The 17,022-nt window shown below is 68.4% G+C and carries 7 protein-coding genes; 4 read left to right on the top strand and 3 right to left on the bottom strand.

What is annotated here, in order from left to right; all coding sequences use genetic code 11:
• The first annotated feature begins 333 nt into the window (after positions 1-333).
• The 3 genes from ACGFIO_RS13935 to ACGFIO_RS13945 all read left to right on the top strand — a co-directional run bounded on the left by ACGFIO_RS13935 (position 334) and on the right by ACGFIO_RS13945 (position 10,185).
• The gene (locus tag ACGFIO_RS13935) at positions 334-9,126 is read left to right on the top strand and encodes a DNRLRE domain-containing protein (RefSeq protein ID WP_392826235.1); all 8,793 of its coding nucleotides are present in this window, start codon (positions 334-336) and stop codon (positions 9,124-9,126) included.
• Between the two features lie 28 nt (positions 9,127-9,154).
• A complete protein-coding gene (locus ACGFIO_RS13940) occupies positions 9,155-9,703 on the top strand; it encodes a hypothetical protein (RefSeq protein ID WP_392826237.1) in 549 nt (182 codons plus the stop codon).
• Positions 9,704-9,915: 212 nt separating this feature from the next.
• Positions 9,916-10,185, top strand: coding sequence for a hypothetical protein (locus ACGFIO_RS13945; RefSeq protein WP_392826239.1), 270 nt, complete (start codon positions 9,916-9,918; stop codon positions 10,183-10,185).
• Between the two features lie 53 nt (positions 10,186-10,238).
• On the opposite strand, the gene ACGFIO_RS13950 is transcribed toward ACGFIO_RS13945, so the two are convergent.
• The gene (locus ACGFIO_RS13950; RefSeq protein ID WP_392826241.1) at positions 10,239-11,771 is read right to left on the bottom strand and encodes a M1 family metallopeptidase; all 1,533 of its coding nucleotides are present in this window, start codon (positions 11,769-11,771) and stop codon (positions 10,239-10,241) included.
• A gap of 341 nt (positions 11,772-12,112) precedes the next feature.
• Positions 12,113-12,649, bottom strand: a complete 537-nt coding sequence (locus ACGFIO_RS13955; protein ID WP_392826243.1) for a TetR/AcrR family transcriptional regulator — start codon at positions 12,647-12,649, stop codon at positions 12,113-12,115.
• 165 nt (positions 12,650-12,814) lie between these two features.
• On the opposite strand from ACGFIO_RS13955, the gene ACGFIO_RS13960 reads away from it, so the two are divergent.
• Positions 12,815-13,564 carry an SDR family NAD(P)-dependent oxidoreductase gene (locus ACGFIO_RS13960; protein ID WP_392826245.1) on the top strand — a complete coding sequence of 250 codons (750 nt, stop codon included), beginning with the start codon at positions 12,815-12,817 and terminating at the stop codon, positions 13,562-13,564.
• Positions 13,565-13,725: 161 nt separating this feature from the next.
• Here ACGFIO_RS13960 and ACGFIO_RS13965 read toward each other — a convergent pair whose 3' ends face one another.
• Entirely contained in the window at positions 13,726-16,974 is a 3,249-nt protein-coding gene (locus ACGFIO_RS13965) for a DUF4132 domain-containing protein (RefSeq protein WP_392826246.1), read from the bottom strand.
• Positions 16,975-17,022: the final 48 nt, after the last annotated feature.

Genomic DNA, 17,022 nt, shown 5'->3' on the forward strand with positions numbered 1-17,022 from the left:
GGTACAAAGCTTGAGCGCAGGAAGGCTAACCACACCTTTCATGATCGCGCCGGGCGGTTCGAATGTGATTCTTGGTTATCGGGGAAACGGACAATCCGCCGCAGCACAGAGGACTGACCATTGAGGATGGTCGTTGCCGAAGCGCGGCGGTGCTGATATTTTCACGGTCAGTTGCCGTAGAGCAACCACACACGGGGGGCCGAGTCTGCTCGGTCCGACGCGCTCTGTACGCGTCTGAGACATCTGTTCCGACTCTTATTCACGCACGCCCATTTTATCGACGGGGCGTGTGGCGCTGAATCGTGCGCAATTGCGCAATCGGGGGGATTCGCAATGCAAAGCTCACCCGACCGGAATCGTCGGCGGCGCACCGCCATCGGTGCCGGCCTGCTCGCCCTGGCCGTGGCCGGCACCACCGCGGTGGTCGCACCGCGGCTGCTGCGCGACGACGGTCGTCTGTCCGACGCCGAGATCCACGCGGCACAGGAGGCCGCCGACCGGGCCGCCGGGTTGCAGCCGGTCCGCGGCCGGCCGGTCGCCGCGACGCCGCCCGGGCCGGGCAGCACGATGGCCCATCCGGCGCATCCGCCCGCGGCCAAGGCCATGCCCGCGGCCAAGCGGGTGGCCGAGGTGACCGGCGCACGCACGGCCAACGCCACGGTGTGGCGGCTCGCCGACGGCCGTACCCAGGCCGAGGTCAGCGCCACCCCGGTGCACTACCGCGACGGCAAGGGGCGCTGGCAGGACATCGACACGCGGATCACCCGCTCGAACGCCGCCGGGTACCCGTACGCCTCGCTCCGGAACACCTTCGCCGGCCAGTTCGGCGACCGGACCGACCGCCTGGTCCGTTACGAGCTGGGTGGCCGCTCGGTCGTGGTGGGTGCCGAGGGCACCGGCCGGGCGGTCACACCGGCGGTGACCGGCAGCAAGGTGAGCTTCCCGGACGTGTTCGGGACCGCCGACGTGGCGTACGACGTGACCTCCTCCGCGCTCAAGGAGAAGATCGTCCTCGACCGCGCGCCGAGCGGTCCGGCCACGTACACGTTCCGGCTCTCCCTCGACGGTGTGACCGCCGCCCAGCAGGCCGACGGCTCGGTCGCGTTCCGGGCCGCCGACGCCGACGGCCGGCCGCTGTTCTACCTGCCCAAGCCGTTCATGTACGACAGCGCGGCGGCGCCCGGCACGGCCACCGGCACCGGGTTCAGCGGCAAGGTCACCCAGACGCTCAGCGGCACCGGCCGTGACCTGCGGCTGACCGTGACCGCCGACAACGCCTGGCTGCGCGACCGGAACCGCCGCTACCCGGTGGTCATCGACCCCACGATCAAGGTGCAGCCGCAGGTCGGCGACGCGCAGGACGGCATGGTCAACTCGTACGAGCCGGCCACCAACTACGACGCGAACTGGCGGCTGTCGGTCGGCACCAACCCGATCGACGCCAGCACCAACGCGACGTTCCGCAGCCTGGTCAAGTTCCCGCTGACCGAGGTGCCGGCCGGCACCCGCCTCGACTCGGCGCAGCTCAAGCTCTACTTCGACCAGAACATGCTCAACACGTACGACGACACCGAGATGGACGTGAGCGCCCACCGGGCCACCGTGCCCTGGTCGGAGAACTCGGTCACCTGGAACACGGTCAAGAACGCCGTCGGCGAGCTGGGCACCAATACCGAGCAGATCGACAACTCCGACGGCACGAAGGTCGCGGTCAACGGCGAGTGGAGTTCGGTCACGTCGGCCGCGGCCCTCGGCGGTTCGTACCGCGCCAACAGCGGCGCCAAGACCGGTGACACGTTCACCTGGGTGCCGCGGGTCACCGAGGCCGGCTCGTACGAGGTGTTCACCCACTACGTGCCCGGCTCGGACCGGTCGACCAAGACGCCGTACACCGTCTTCCACGCCGGCGGCAGCACCAAGGTCGACGTCAACCAGACCACCGGCTCGGGCAACGGCGCGTGGGTCTCGCTCGGCCGGTTCACCTTCAACGCCGGCACGACCCACAAGGTCATGCTCGGCGACGTCGCCAACAAGACAGTCGTCGCCGACGGCATCCGGCTGGTCAAGTCGGCCACCGAGCACCGCGGCAAGAAGCAGAACCACGTCTGGCACACGTTCAGCGTGCGCAATATCGTGCAGGACTGGGTCGACGGCAAGCAGACCAACAACGGCTTCGTCCTGAAGACCCCGAACGAGGCCCAGGTGCTCAGCGGCCCGCGCTACGAGGGCGCCGAGAACGCCTTCGGTGGCGAGGTCGACACCTTCCCGACGCTGCTGCTGACCTGGGGCAAGCCCGGTGTCACGCTGCAGATGCCGACGACCGTCAGGTCAACCGGGGCCGAACTCGCCTGGAGCGCCTACGCCGGCGACGACATCCTGGAATACCAGGTCCACCGCAGCACCGCACAGAGCTTCATCCCGACCGACCGCACGCTTGTCGCGCCGGTCCGCGCCGACCGCACCAGCTACAGCGACACCAGCGGCAAACCGACGCCGGCGAACAATCCGAGCGAGTTCGGGCCGCCGTCGTACTACATGATCGTGGTGAAGACCAAGTCCGGCGAACTGATCCCGTCGCCGACCGAGCAGGTGCAGCTGCCCAAGGCCGGCCACATCGTCCGGGTACTGCAGGGCAACTCCACCGACACCACGCTGACCAGCAAGGAGCCGACCACCGGGCACGACGTGCTCGACGGCGGCGGCCTGGTCCAGGTCGGCAACAACGGCACCGTCTACGGCACCAGCCGCACCGTGGTGAAGTGGCCGAGCATGACCGGCCTGCCGACCGGGACCAAGGTGCTGCGGGCCACGGCCAGCATGTGGGGCGTCTACTCCGAGGGCGGCACCGGGGCCCGGTTCCAGATGCACGGCCTGACCAGGGATTTCGACGAGGCGACGGGCTCGTGGGACCGCGCCAGCAGCGCCGCCGCGTGGACCACGGCGGGCGGCGACTACACCGCCGCGGCCGCCTCCTACGTGGACAACGTCGGCACCGATCCGCGCTGGCAGAACTGGGACGCCACCTCGCTGGTGCAGGGCTGGGTCAACAGCGCCACCAGCAACAAGGGCGTGCTGTTCCGGCTGGCCAACGAGACGTCGCCGAGCCAGCGGGTGCTCTTCACCGCGGGCGAGGTGCCCGACCTGCGCCAGCGGCCCCGGCTCGAAGTGATCTACACCGCGCCGGCCACGGAAAACACGTACTACGCGCCGACCGTGCCGTCCCGGATGATCCCCGGCGACGAGTACACCGCGCCGGTCACCATCACCAACTCGACCAGCTCGACCTGGGCCAAGAACGACTGGGTGCTCTCGTACCACTGGGAGCTGGCCGACGGCACCGACGTCACCAACCCGGACAACCAGCGCGAGACGGCGCTGCCGGTTGACCTCGCGTCCGGCGCGGTCACCACGGTCAACGCCAAGATCATGACCCCGGTCCGGTTCGACCAGGGCAACAAGCGGCAGAAGTTCGTCCTCAAGTGGGACCTGAAGAACAAGACCACCGGGCAGTGGCTGTCGCAGGTGTGGGAGATCCCGCCGCTGGCCCAGCCGATCACCGTCGAGGACCCGACCTCCGACCAGCTCGGCCTGGAAAAGTTCTACCAGTACACCGGGCAGAACGCGGGCTCCGGCTCGACCGTGATGGTCAACCAGTTCTCCGGCAACGCGGTGTTCAGCTACAACGCGTTCAGCAACCCGAGCCGCGGGCTGTCCACGTTCCTGCGCCTGTCCTACAACAGCCAGGACAGCTCCAACTCCTACCTCGGGTACGGCTGGTCGCTGTCCACCTCGACAGTGACCCGGCTCGGTTCCCCGCTGCAGTTCACCGGGCTCGACCCACGCTGGCCCGAGAAGATCACGCTGACCGACGGCGACGGCACCAGCCACTGGTTCGAGCTCAACCGGCACGACAGCACCGACGAGAAGGACTGGGACTACGACAGCCCGGCCGGCGTACACCTCTATCTGCAGCGCAACGGCGACAGCGACCCGATGCGCACCTGGGTGATGACCCGGCCCGACCGCAGCCAGTTCTACTTCGACTCCGACGGCTACCAGACCGCGGTCGTCGACAAGAACGGCAACGAGATGCGGTTCACCTACGAACGGGTGGCGATCGGCAACCGCAACACCGGAGTGCTCAAATACATCACCGACGCCACCGGCCGCCGCACGCTGACCTTCGAGTACCACAACCTCGGCGACAGCTTCGACTACTACGTCGGCAACAGCGACGACAAGCGCAGCGCCGCCAACCTGAACAACGCGCAGATCGTCAGCCAGCTGCGGGCGATCACCGACGTCACCGGACGGCGGATCACCTTCACCTACAACGACTCCGGGCAGCTGCGTCAGGTGATCGACGGCCAGGGCGACCCGGCCGAGAAACCGTTCGGCTTCTACTACGACGACGCGGGCGGCCTGCTCAACCCCCGGCTGGTGCGGGTGGACGACCCACGGGGCAACGGGACGACGCTCGGCTACTACCAGCCGTCGGCCGGTGAACTGCTGAAGTGGCGGACCGAACGGGTCAGCGACCGCAACGACAAGGCGACCGCGTTCGGCTACCGCGACCCCGACGGCACTACCGGCTCGTCCATCGAGAACGTGGTCACCGACGCCAACGGCAACGCGTCGACCTACTCGCTCGACGGCTACGGCCGGCCGACCCTGCTGACCGACGTCAAGCGCAACAAGACCGAGTTGACCTGGGACGCCGACAACAACGTCCGGCGCATGCAGGAGGCCAACGGCGCGGTCACCACCTGGACCTACGACGAGAAGACCGGCCTGCCGCTGGAGATCCGCGACCCCGAGGCCAACAAGAACAACACGGCGCCACAGAAATACGAGTACCGCTTCGGGCTCAACGGGCACGTCGCCGACCTGACCGCGAAGACCAGTCCGGGGGGACGCAAGCACACCTTCGGCTACGACCAGTACGGCAACCTGACCTCGGTCACCGACCCCAAGGGCAACGCCACGCCCGAGACCGGCGACTACACGTCGGTCTACACGTACGACACCTGGGGACAGCAGCTCACCTCGACCGACGCCAACGACAACACCACGAAGTACTCCGACTACGACCCGGTCGGGTACCCGACGACCATCACCGACGCGCTCAACCAGGTCGAGAAGTACGAGTACGACGGGATCGGCAACGTCGTGTCGATCACCGACGCGGCCGACAAGACCTCGACATACACCTACGACGTCTTCGGCCGGCCGCTCGGCTCGCGGGAGCCCAAGGACGCCGCGAACAACGTCTACATCTTCACGCCGGGCGCCACCTACGACGGCAACGACAACGTGGTCCGTGAAGAGGCCGCCAACGGCGCCGTCGTGGAAGCCGGACACGACCCGTCCGACCGGGTGGTGTTCCGCAAGGACCCCAGCGACGGCACCGGCGCCGCCGACCGGATCACCACCTACGAGTACGACAACGTCGGCAACCTGCGGCGGGAGACCGAGCCCAAGGGGACGCTGACCGCCAACCCGGACGACTACACGATCACGTACACCTACGACGAGCTCAACCAGATGCTCAAGGCCCGGGACGCCATCAACGGCGACGTCACCGCCACCTACGACGTCGTCGGCAACCTCAAGACCTTCGCCGACCAGCGCAAGTCCAAGACCCCGAACCCGGACGACTACAACGTCAAATACGACTACGACCTCAACGGCCGGACCACCGCGGTCACCGACGCCAAGGGCAACGTCAGCAAGCAGGAGTACGACCGCGACGGCAACATGACCGTCAGCGAGGACGAGGAGCACAACCGCACTCTGCTCAAGTACGACGAGCGTTCGATGCTCTCCGAGCAGCAGGTGCCGCACAAGGGCTCCGGCAGCGACCTCGTCCTACGCACCACCCGGTTCCGCTACGACGAGGTGGGCAACCAGACCCACGTCGAGTCGCCGCGTGGCACCGAGACCTCCGACCCCAACGACTTCACCGCGGTCACCGTCTACGACGTGCTGAACCGGGTGAAGGAGGAACAGCAGCCGGTCAACGACGACGATCCGGAGCCGCGTTACCGCACCGCGGCCAAGACGATCTACGAGTACGACAAGGCCGGCAACACCGCGAAGGTCAGCGCGCCGCCCTCCGACGGTGAGGACAAGCGGGCCGACACGACGTACACGTACTGGGACAACGGCTGGAACCGCACCAGCACCGACCCGTGGAACATCAAGTCCGAGTTCGACTACGACGCGATCGGCGACCAGACGTCCCGCAAGCTCACCGGGGCGAACGGCAAGACCCGCCAGCAGACGTGGACGTTCTTCCCGGACGGCAAGCAGAAGACGCAACGGGACGACGGCGAGGGCGGGGACAAGCCGCGCAAGAACTTCGAGTTCACCTACGACGTCAACGCCAACCTCACGCAGATGCTCGACAAGAGCGGCGACGCCAAGATCGACACCTACCTGATGACGTACGACGTCGTGAACCGCTCCACCAAGATCGAGGAGAAGCTGAACGGGTCGGTCAAGAACACCACGACCTACGACTACGACGTCAACGACGACCTGCTCAAGCGGACCCACGACAAGACGTTCTCGGAATACACCTACGACGACGCCGACCTGGTCGCCAGCGTCAAGAACGGCAAGACCTCGGACGACCCGGACGCCAAGACGACGAGCTTCACCTACACGCCCCGGCAGCAGGTGAAGACCGAGAAGAAGGGCAACGGCAACACCGTCACGTACGACTACTACCTCGACGAGCAGATGCAGCACCAGGTCGAGAAGAAGTCGAACAACTCGACGGTCGTCAACGAGCACACCATCGAGTACAACGCCAACGGCAACCGCTCCAAGGACGTCGCCAAGAAGCAGAACGCGGACAACAAGTCGGCGAACATCGACACCACGACGACGTACGACTACGACCCGCGTGACCGGATCCGTGAGCAGACCAAGACCGGCAGTGGGGCGGGCACCGAGAAATACCTGCACGACGCCAACAGCAACGTCATCCGGCAAGAGATCAAGAACACCGTCACCACCTTCAACTACGACCGGAACCGGCTGAAGACCTCCTCCACCTCGGGTGTCGAGACGAAGTACGAGTACGACGACTTCGGCCGGCAGTCGCGCACGGTGACCGGCCAGCTGGAGATGGAGAAGTACACCTACGACGGCTTCGACCGGGTCATCAAGCACACCAAGAAGGCGGACAAGGACACCGAGTACACCTACGACCCGCTGGACCGGCAGCTGACCCGCAAGGAAGGCGGCAAGACGACCACGTTCTCGTACCTCGGGCTGACCGACCAGCTGCTGTCCGAGGAGGAGGGCGGCAAGCTTCGCAAGACCTACCAGTACGGGCCCGACGGCGAGATGTTGTCACAGGCCAAGTTCTCCGACGACGGTAGCTTCGAGACGTCGTACCAGGGCTACAACCCGCACACCGACGTCGAGCAGATCACCGACGAGCAGGGTGATTCGCGGTCGACGTACGGATACTCGGCCTACGGCAACGAAGACGACAGCCAGTTCAGCGGCGTCGACAAGCCCTCCAACCCGGAGGAGCCGGCCCAGGAGCCGTACAACGCGTACCGCTTCAACGGCAAGCGGCTCGACCAGTCGTCCGGCGACTACGACATGGGGTTCCGCGACTACGACCCCGGCCTGAACAGGTTCCTCACCCAGGACAACTACAACGGCGCCCTGGACGACATGAACCTGACCACCGACCCGTTCACCAACAACCGGTACGCGTTCGGTGGCGGCAACCCGGTCTCCCAGGTCGAGATCGACGGCCACTTCTCGCTCAGCGACATCGGGCACGCCGCCCTCGACGTGGCCGGCCTCGTGCCGGGCGTCGGTGAGGTCGCCGACCTGGCCAACGCGGCCTGGTACGCGGCCGAGGGCGACTACGCCAACGCCGCGCTATCGGCCGCCTCGGCCATCCCGTTCGCCGGGTACGCGGCCTCCGCGGCCAAGGGCGTGAAGTACGCCGCCAAGGGTGCCGACGCGGCCCAGTCGGCGGCCAAGGGCGCGGACGCGGCCCGCAGCGGCGCCAAGGCGGCCAACGGCGCCCAGAGCGCCGGCAAGGCGGCACCGTCACCGGGCAAGGCCGCCTCCGGTGGTGGCGGAGCGACAGGTGGCGCCCGGGCCGCGGGCGGTGGTGGCAGCGCCGGACCGGCCAAGGCCGGCGGGAGCGGCGGCTCGGCCGGCAAGGGAGCCGGCGGCCCCGGCGCCCGGACCGGCGGTGGCTCACCGTCCCGCGCCGGCGGCGGAGGCGGCGGTGCGGGCAAGGCCGGTGGAGGCGGCAGCAGCGCGGCCGCGCGAGGCGGAAACTGCGCCGCGAACAGCTTCATCCCCGGCACGGCGGTGCTCATGGCCGACGGCACCTACGAACCCATCGAGGACGTCCAGGTCGGCGACGAGGTGCTCGCCACCGACCCCGAACTCGGCATCACCGCGGGCCGGCCGGTGGTCGACCTGATCGAGGGCCACGGCCAGAAAGACCTGGTCCGGGTCACCGTCGACACCGACGGCGCGGCCGGTGACCGGACGGGCTCGGTGGTCGCCACCGACGGACACCCGTTCTGGGTGGACAACCAGGGCGTCTTCCTCGACGCCGGTGACCTGGTCGCCGGGGACGAGATCCGGACGCCGGACGGCCACCTGGTGACCGTGCTGTCGGTCAAGCACTGGACCGAGAACCGCACGGTTCACAACCTCACCGTCGACGGGATCCACACCTACTACGTACGGGTCGGCGACGCGCCCGTCCTGGTGCACAACTGCAAGGGCGCCACGCTCGAACTCAAGTACAAGGACACCTGGGGCAAGGCGCAGCGCAAGGCCGCCGACCAGAAGGTGGGCTTCCTCAACAAGGCCGACAAGCTCGTCGTCACCAACGTCAAGCGGGGCGCCGGCGCCAGCCGGACCTGGAAGAAGGCCGGCAACAAGACGGTTCCGGGCTCCGACATCGACCACAAGATCGAGCTGCAGCTCGGCGGCAAGGACGACGCGGGCAACATGTGGCCACTGGATTCCTCGGTCAACCGAAGTATCGGCGCCCAGATCAGCAATCAGATGAACAAGCTCGGACTGAAACCTGGCGATCCCGTCGCTAGGGTCAACATCTCGGACAGATGACGCCAGTACGACTGACAGGAGCAGTGCCGTGCCCAACCAGTGGGAGACGACCCAGCCGGTCCGCACCGACGCCGGAATGTTCGGACTCTGGCAGCCCGAACACTTCGCGGACGTGACCGAGGACAACTGGGACGACCGGTTGGCCGAGGACGCGGCACTGCTCCAGCACGTCGAAGCCGGTGCCTTCGTACCGGTCAACATCGAGAGCGACGGGTCCTGGCAGTTCACTGTCCGGCTCGGCGATCCGGTCGAGCCGCTGAGCGACCGCGAGCGGCAGTTCCTGACGGTTTCGTCGGAGCCATACCTCCTGGTCGCCGAGGGTGAAACCGCGCTCAGCGGGCTGGAGCGAGTGGGCCGTGACCTCGGCGACGACGAGATCACGGTGCTGCCGACCGAGGCGGGCCGGTACGCGGTCACCATCCACATGATCGACTGGATGGACGAGCCCGGAATGGCCGACGAGAACGACGAGCCCAAGGAGGGCGCGCTCCCCGACTTCGTGATCGAGATCGTTCCCGAGTCGGGGAAGGAGACCTACCGGACCAAGCTGGTCTCCTTCGACCGTCCCGAGGACTGAACCCGGTCCCGCCCCGCCTCACGTCGGCGGGGCGGGCCGGTGAGCGCGGCGGGCCGGCGGGCGGGGCGGGCCGGCGGGCGGGGCGGGCGAGGTCGACGGAGGAGTGATGAGCACGAGTGGAGCGCAGGCCGCGGCCTTCTTCCGTGAGGTCGCCGAGCACCACAAGGAGCCGGCGTCGTGACACGCGGCAGGCGGCGGCCCGGGAGCGCGTCGTGGGACTGAAGCCGCGCATGTCCGACCGGGCCCGTCGCTTCGTCGGGCAGGTGGTGTACCAGATGGCCGCCCGGTTCCCGATCACCCAGGACGAAGCGGTGGGCCGGGTGAACCAGACCTGGGGACACATCGACTACATCGGCGACACCGATCTGATCTTTCACCAGTCGCCCGACGAGTGGGCCCGCGACATCTACTACGGGCCGGATTCGCGCTGGTGGCAGGGTGAGGACGGGCTCGAGCCGGTGCCCTACGAACCGGACGAGTGAGCGGTGACCCGCGGTGACCGCCCCGGGGACGTGGGTCCCCGGGGCGGGTCGGGTCAGCGGTGCCGGGCCGTGGCGGCGAGGGGCGCGCTCGACGCGGCGGGAGTTACCGTCCAGTCCGGGTGGCCGGGCATGGGCGGGGTCTTGGTGCCGTAGAGCCAGTCGGTCAGGAACGGCTTCAGGTTCTGGCCGGAGATCGCGGAGGCCAGGTTGATGAAGTCGTGGCTGTCGACGGCCTTGCCGCGGTTGAGCTTGACCCACTCGCGCTCGAGGCGCTGGAAGTCACGCTCGCCGATCTTCTGCTGCAGGGCGTAGAGGACGAGCGCTCCCCCGTCGTACACGTTGGGGTTGAAGACGTCCCAGATCACGTCGGCCTTGAGCGGGGCCGCAACCGGGCCGTAACGCTTGCGATACGAGTCGCCGCGGGCGTACACCTGCTTGAAGTAGGTCTCGCGGTCGGGCGTGCCGGTGTAGTCCTCGAAGACGCCGGTCTCCTCGGCGTATTGCAGCTCGTACCAGGTGGCGTGGCCCTCGCTCTGCCAGACGCTGCTCCACTCGGACGGCGCCACACTGTCACCGAACCACATGTGCGACAGCTCGTGGGTCATCACCGGGTCGAGGACGAACTTCGGCGCGGCGAACAGGCTGGTGTCGTACAGCGAAATGGTCTGGGTCTCGAGGGCGAAACCCAGGTTGGTGTCGACGACCAGCGACCCGTAGTTCTCGAACGGGTACTTGCCGACCTTGCCGATCATCCAGGCCAGCTGATCGCGCTCGACCTCGGCCTTCGGCAGCAGGCCGGCGGCGAGCCGGCGCGGCACCACGTCACGGATCGGGATGCCCTGCACCGCCGGGCGGTCCTGCACCACGTAGTCACCGACCGCGGCCTGGATCAGCTCGCTGGCCAACGGCTTGCTCTCGCGATAGGTCGAGGTCACCTGCCCGCCGGCGGTGGTGTCGCCGAGGTGCACGCCGTTGGCCACGCCGATCCAGCCCTGCGGGAAGGTCAGGGCGATGGTGTACGTGGCCAGGTCGCTGGGGTGGTCGTTGCTCGGGAAATAGTTGTGCGACTCGCTGGGCTGACCGGCCACGAACGTGCCGTCGGTGGTGGTCACGAAGCCGGCCGGCGAGCTCGCGTTGGCCGCGATCGGCGTGGACTTGTAACCGCTGACCTTCACCCGGAAACGCTGCCCCTTGGGCAGGTGATGCTTGGGCGTGATGACCAGCTCGTCACCGTCCCGGGTGAACGTCGCGGGGTCACCGTTCACCTTGACCGACCCGACCGAGTCACCGCCGAAGTCGAGGTCGAAACGGGACAGGTTCTGCGTGGCGACCGCGGTGATCGTCACGTCACCGGTCACTGTCTGTTTCGGATCTTTCTGCGGGTACGTGACGTGCAGGTCGTAATTCTGCACGTCGTAGCCACCGTTGCCGAGTGTCGGATACAGACGGTCACCGACGCCGGCCGAGCCGGGCGTCGGGCCGGCGCCCCCCGCGTACGCCGGCGCCACGGCACCGACCGACCCGACGAGCACCACTGTGGTGCTCGCCAGTAAGACAGAGAGACGACTGCCTATGTGGGTTCTCATGGCGGGTGACGTTACGCCACCGGACCCTCACCGCAATTCAATTGCCATCGAGTCAGGGGTGATTTTCCCGACGCCGGCCCCCGGGCGGGAGCATCGCGCCATCGGCCTGCTGTCCCGCGTCGACGCGGGACAGCAGGCCGGCCGGGCGTGCTGGGCATCCACCCGAAGGACCAGCCTCGTTCCCGGCCGGCACCCGGCTGATCTGCCGCCGGCAACGCCCGCACCCGGGCGCGCGGCTGTGGCTGTTCGACACGATCAACGGCATCAGGTCTTCGCCACCGACACACCCCTCGGCGCCGGTTCGATCATGGCCGCCGACGCCGGCTGACTCGCCCCGGCCGTCACCGCTCGGCAGGGCCGGGCCAGCTTCGTAGCGTCGCGTCGGCGACCTGTTGCAGTTCCGCGCGGCAGGCGCCGCCCGCCGCTTGAACCGCGAGGCCGTTGGCCACTGTTTTGAGATATCGAGCGAGCACGCCGGGATCGGTTTCGGGCGGCAGGTCCCCCTCGTCGATGGCTCGCCGGAAGCGGTCGCGGAGGCGGCCCCAGCCCACGTCGTGCCAGGCCGCCAAGATGTCGCGCCCCGGATTTCCGGCGATGAGCGAACTCTGGACGGCGAAACAGCCGGTGGGGTGGCCGGGGGCGGTGGTCGCCTGAACCGTACCGTTGAGAAGGTTCGCGGCGACCTCGCGAGCGGTCGGCTCGGCCAGCGCCCGGGCCTCGTACTGGGTGAATGCGTCGGTGTAGCGCACGAGCGCCTTGCGGAACAGCTCCTCCTTGCTGCCGAAGGCGGCGTACATGCTGGTGCCCGCGATGCCCATGGCGGTGGTCAGATCGGTCAGCGACGCGCGATCGTAGCCGTACTGCCAGAAGACCAGCATGGCCCGCTCGAGTACGGCCTCCGTGTCGAAGCCTCTCGGCCTGCCCATCGGCGGCTTCCGGCACTCTTCCATGTGAGAAGTCTACTACTTCTGTATTGACCACTGCAGAAGTGCTACGTTCGGCTGACGCAAATGATCAAGACCAAAGTGGAGGGATCTGTCGACGTGGGACGACTTGACGGGAAGACCGCTGTCATCACTGGTGGCGGCACCGGGATCGGCTTGGCGACGGCCCAGCGGCTGGCCGCCGAGGGCGCACACGTGTTCGTCACCGGACGACGCGAGGCCCAGCTGGACGCGGCAGTCGAGAGCATCGGCGCGGCGGCCGCCACTGCCGTGGTCGCGGACATCTCCAAACTGAATGACCTGGACCGGCTCTACGACGCCGTTCGCACCCGGGGCCGGGGCATCGACGTGCTCTTCGCCAACGCGGCGATCGGATGGGCCGTACCGCTGGAGAACATCACGGAGGAGCACTTCGACCAGACCTTCGGCGTCAACGTCCGGGGTACGCTGTTCACCGTCCAGAAGGCCCTGCCGCTACTCAACGACGGCGCCTCGGTCGTCCTCAACGCATCCACCGCGCTGGACAAGGGTGACGAGGCGTTCACCACGTACGCGGCGTCCAAGGCGGCCGTCCGGTCCTTCGCCCGTACGTGGTCCAACGAGCTCCGAAGCCGCCGCATCCGGGTCAACGCCATCTCCCCCGGCCCCATCGACACGGGCGCGGTCGAAAGCCTCTTCGACGCGGAGGAAGCAGCCAGCATCAAGGCGAGCCAGGCCGCCAGGCTGCCCGTCGGCCGCATGGGCCGCTCCGAGGAGGTAGCCGCCGTGTTGGCGTTCCTCGCCTCCGACGACAGCACCTTCCTGCTCGGGGCCAACCTGTTCGTCGACGGCGGCGAACGGCAGATCTGACCACGACCGAGCCCCTCCCGCCCCGTCCCGGCCGTGCTACCGCACGGCCGGGATCGATGGCCGGCCATCGAACGAGTGCCGCCGGGAACTACACCCGGCGGGCGACGTACACGACGGCCACCGCGCGGCGGCCCGCTCGGAGGGTCACCGATGTCACCCGCTCAAGAGGCCTCCGGGGTGATCACGCCGGACAGGTCGCGGATCAGTTCCGAGCAGGCGATCGGATCGTGCGCGTCGCCGGGAGCCCCGTCCAGCTCGATCGTGTCCAGGCGGCTCACCGAGTCGCGGGCGCCGCCGATCGGAAAGCCGGTCTCCAGCGTTATCGTCAGGCCACCGCCGCGCGGGAACCGGCGGGAGAACTCGTACACGATGCCGCCGTGCTCCTCGGCACCGGGCCGCCAGCCGCGCTCCTCCAGCCTGCGCAACCGTGCGATGGTGACCTCGGCGCCCTCGAACCGCACCAGCCGGCCGGACTCGGTCTCCTCCGCGGTCAGCCGATACGTTTCCCGCGTCAGCTGCGGGAACGGCTGCATGATCTGATAGTCGTCGAAGGCCTTCAACCACGCCTCGAGGTCGGTGCCCAGCTGTACGGGATGGGCGACCGTGACGATCCCCTCCGCCGCCTCGACGAGTTCGTCGTCGACGTCGGCGAACGTGCCGTCCTCGGCGATCCGCACCGGCACTCCGTCGACCGTCCACAGCAGCCGGCGGACGATCTGAGCCACCAGCCGATGCCCGGCCAGATAGGTCCGGAAGTCGGCGACCGACCACTCGTACCGCTCGACCATCGCGAGCTCGTACCGACTGAGCAGGCCGTCGACAACGGTGCGGAGGTTCTTCTTCACCTCGGCGAAGCTCTTCGCCGACGCCTCGGCCAGCTCCCGGTCGTCCTTCGCGCCCGGTTTCGGCAGCGCACTCAACCGCCGGCCGTTCTCGTCGGTCACGTACGGGATCAGCTTTTCGTCGAAGCGGGCGAAGAATCGCCGCGACCCGTAGTCGATCGTCAAGGCGCCGGTGGCGGCCAGCCCGAAGTCCGGCACCAGCCGGTCGGCCAGCTGACCGGCGGTGAGCCCCAGCTTCGCGGCCACCTCCGAGATCCGCTGCTCGGCGATGGTCCGGAACGGCCGGACCGAGCTGCGCTGCGCCACGCGCTGCAACTGGATCAGGGCGGCGTCGGTGCCGATGGCCTGCATCGCTTCGAGGGCCCGGCCGGCCCGGGCGCCCAAGACGTACGGTGCCGAAAGGACAGTCTTGGCCAGCCGTCGGGCGGTGTCGTCGTCCCCGGCCAGCCCAAGCACCGTGAAGACCCAGTCGTGCTTCGACTGGGTGCCAGTCGTGCACCAGCGCCGGAGCAGGTCCCAGGCGAACCGGGCCAGGTCGGCCGGGTCGAGTGCGTCCTTGACCGCCGCGACCGCCTCGTACGGCTTCTCGAACGTGCTCAACATGAAGACGGTGAGCAGGTCCGGCACCACGGAGGCAGGCAGCCGCCCCGTCCCGTCGCGCAGCAGCGGAGGCAGGACGCCGCTCCGCAACGGCGGCCAGATCTTCGGGATCCGTACCGGCCCGACCGCCTTCCGGCCCGGTTCCAGCAGGGCACCGATCGCCGCGGCGGCCTCCGGACCGTACCCGGCCGCGGCCTCCCGGACGGTGCCGTCATGCCCCAGCTCGGCGAGCAGCGACAACGCCTCTTCGGCCTCTCGCCGGGCCGCTCGGGACCGGCCGAGCGCGTTCGGGATCAGCGCGCGGGCGGCCGCCGCCGGGTGGCGGTCGAACCATTCGCGAGCGACACCGCGTACGCTCTTCAGCCGGCTGTTCCAGGTCGCGACGGTCACCGCCAGCTCCGGCGACGTGTACGGAAGCATGAACCGCGCTGCCCGTTTCACATCCTGCCGCAGATAATCGGACGCGACCGGAAACGCGTCCAGCTCGAACCGGTCGATCAGCCCGGGCAGCAGTACCCTCGCCAGATACTCGTGCGAGACGCGGAACTCGCGCACCAGCGGGCGGACGTCATCGACCGTCCCCTTCAACATCCCGACGTCGAAGTTCTGGGCCAGTGCCTGGTTGACCTGACCGGCCCACTCCCCGTCGGTGATTTTCGGTCGCTCACCGGGTAGCCAGTCGATTTCGAGCGGATCATCGCATCGCAGTCCCTCGATCACGACCGGCTTCGTGGCCTTCGTCTTGATCGTCCACGGCGGTTGAGCCAGAATCGGCGGGACCGCACCGGGCCCGACGGCGTCCAGCTCGGCCAGGACGACCGCGACCTTCTCCCGCTGAGCGCCGGTCAGCGCCGGCAGCACCTGAGCCGCCACCTCGGGATGGGCGAGCACATGCTGGCGCAACAACTCCGCGGCCGGCTCGTGGTCGTCGTCCTCGGCGAGCAGGCGGACGGCCCGCGCGGGGAACCGCTCCGAGGCCAGGGCCAGCCAGGGCAGGGCGTCGACATCCCCCATCCGGTCACGTTGGAGCCGATAGGCCGAGTCGTAGGGCAGCGCCCAGAGCCACTTGCCCGACTGCGACGACCCCTTGAAATGCTCGACCGACCGTTCGCCGACCAGCGACACGTAGGTCGTCAGGATCCCCGGCAGGTCGCCCGACAATCCGGCCCGGCCGATCTGCGATGCCAGCCGATCCGGATCCCGGACGCATCCCGTCAACAGCACGGACTGCGCCCCCTTCCGCCAGTCGGGCGTCGTCGGCAGCTCCCAGGTCGCGAAATCCTCCTCGATCCACGCCGACTGTGTCGGCGCCAGGAACGAGGTCATCACCCGCATCTCCGCCGGCAACTCGGCCCGGAGCTCGGCGAGCGTTTCGAGCATCGCGGCGTACTCGTCGTCCGGCAGGCCGGCCACGAGCTCCCGCAGGCGCACCAGGATCGGACCAGCAGCAGCGAGACTGGACACCTCGTCCGTACGCCACAGGCCGGTGTGCTTCTCGTCCTCGAACCTCTGCGGGTCGTGCCGCCGCATGAAGTGCGTGTCGAATTCGTACAACATCCTGCTGTCGTGCGACATCCTCGCCAGATCGGTCACGGCTCGGACGGCAAAGGCGAGGCCCCGTCCCGAGACCCACGCGTCAGCGAGATGGCGACGCAGCGTGGGGCTCTCGCGACTCTCCTCTCGAAGGTCGTTGTACAGGCCTCCGGTGTTCCGGTCGGCGATGTAGGCCAGCGTGGCCGCCCGCAGAGGGCTGTCCGGCGGCGCCGACGCCACCTCCGGCGCCACGGCCTCCCGGGCCAGCACGGCGGCCGCCTCGGGAGCCGTGGCCGCCAGGATGCCGTCCACCACCTCGAGGGAACGTGCTTTCACCGGCCTGACCTCGGTCTCGCCGCGCACAGCGAGCGGCGGATCCCAGTCATCCGGCAGAAGCAGCACGTCCTCGTCCAGGTACGTCACGTTCTCACGCATGACGATGGAGCATATGGCAGGCCGTCATTGGCGGGTTGTCGCAGGCCC

Origin of the sequence: Actinoplanes sp. NPDC049265 (genome assembly GCF_043197135.1) — a bacterium.
GTDB lineage: Bacteria > Actinomycetota > Actinomycetes > Mycobacteriales > Micromonosporaceae > Actinoplanes.